The 1,309-nt window shown below is 71.7% G+C and carries 1 protein-coding gene; it reads right to left on the reverse strand.

All coding sequences use genetic code 11. From position 1 onward, the window contains the following. Positions 1-293: 293 nt before the first annotated feature. A partial coding sequence (locus EJC49_RS25920) for a malto-oligosyltrehalose synthase (RefSeq protein ID WP_483458066.1) occupies positions 294-1,309 on the reverse strand: 1,016 nt, incomplete at its 5' end.

Raw genomic sequence — 1,309 nt, forward strand, 5'->3', positions numbered from 1 at the left:
CAGGAGCCGCCCAGCACCGCGAGCCAGACACCGCCCGCGCCGAGCACGACGCCGAGCGCCGCCAGGAGAAGCCCGACGGCTGCCGTGAACCAGTAGCCGAACCCGCGCCGGCCGCTTTCGTCGCCCATCATGCCCTGTCCCTCCTCGAACGGAAGCGATATGCCGCAAGCGCAGCCGCCAACACCGTGGTGCGCGGCCCGCGCGCTCCGTCCATTCGCGTCAACACACGGCCAAAGGGATGGTTCCACCCCCGGCGCACGAGACCCGAGCGGGGACCCGGCCCGCGGTTCTTCCTAGCCGAAGAGCAGGGAAACCGGATGCGCGGAGAGGAGGTCGGCGAGCGGCAGATGCCCGCCCGCCCGCAGGTGCCGCCCGGTGGTCACGTCCTGCAGCGGGCGGTCCGCCAGATCGCCATCGAGCGCGACCATGGTGTCGCCCCACCAGGATGCCGGAACCTGGTCCGTGTCGAGATCGACCGCGCCGAGGACGAGGCGCGGCACGATGGTGATCGCGACGCGTTCGTTGAGCCTGCGCGCGAAGGCCATGGCATGGCGCGCGCGAAGCCCCTCGACCGTGAGAGGGTGGTAGTCGCCGTCCGAGAACAGCTCCGGCTGCGAGGCGCGAAAGGCGAGGACGCCGGCGATCAGCGCCTGTTTCCGGCGGCCGAGTCGCGCCGGCTCGCCGACGGTTTCAGCGCCCGGCGCCTCCGGGATCAGCTCGTCGAGCCGATCGGCAAGCGCCGCGAAGTTGACCGGCTGCCGGTTGTCGGGGTCGACGAGGCTGAAATCTTCCGCTTCGCTGCCCTGGTAGATGTCGGGAATTCCCGGGGCGGTGAGCTTGACCAGGGTCTGCGCGAGGCTGTTGACGCGTCCCGCCGCCGCGAAGGGATGCAGGACGGCGGAGAAGTCCGCGAGGAATTCCGGACGCGCCGGATCGAACAGCCGCCGGGCATAGGAGGCGACGGCTTCCTCGTAGTCCGCCTGGACCTCGGTCCAGCTGGTTCGCGTCTTGGCCTCGCGCAGTGCCTTTTCCAGATAGGGCAGGAAGCGCGTCTCGAGGTGAGCCAGCGCGCCAGCCGACGGCGGCCGGCCATCGCCCGGCCAGATGCCGGCGAGCGCCTGGTAGAGCAGCCACTCCGTCGAGGGTTCGGGCGCGGGGCCGTCGGGCAGCGCCACCACCGCGTCGCGGTGCATCGCGCGCCAGCGCTCGACCGAACGGCCCCAGAGAGCCGGCGCCTCCGACAGCGCATAGAGCCGTGCGCGGGCGTCCTCGCCGCGCTTGGTGTCATGGGTGGCGGTGGCCAGGAGCG

The sequence above is a fragment of the Aquibium carbonis genome, from assembly GCF_003970795.1.
Classification (GTDB): Bacteria; Pseudomonadota; Alphaproteobacteria; order Rhizobiales; family Rhizobiaceae; genus Aquibium; species Aquibium carbonis.